General features: G+C 47.4%; 1 protein-coding gene. It reads right to left on the reverse strand.

Annotation, left to right across the window (positions count from 1 at the left end):
• On the reverse strand, positions 1-287 hold a 287-nt coding region (locus HMPREF2796_RS10605), incomplete at both ends, for an IS1595 family transposase (RefSeq protein ID WP_141749115.1).

The following is a 287-nucleotide window of genomic DNA, read 5'->3' on the forward strand; positions in this document are numbered from 1 at the left end:
AAGACGCGTTTTGCCTGATTCCAAAAATTCTCAATGCCGTTGATGTGGTTCTGACGGTCTGCAAATTCCTTGGAATGGTTGATGCGGTGATGGATAAAACCGCTCACGTCCAACTTGTCGTAGCTGCTCAGACTATCGGTATAAACAATGCTGTCCGGCATGATTTTCTTTTTGATGACAGGAAGTAACGTTTCAGACTTGGCATTATCCACCACAACGGTATAGACCCGTCCGTTGCGTTTCAGAATGCCAAAGACAACCACTTTTCCTGCCGCACCGCGACCACG

It is taken from the genome of Eikenella sp. HMSC071B05 (genome assembly GCF_001811325.1).
Lineage (GTDB): Bacteria > Pseudomonadota > Gammaproteobacteria > Burkholderiales > Neisseriaceae > Eikenella > Eikenella corrodens.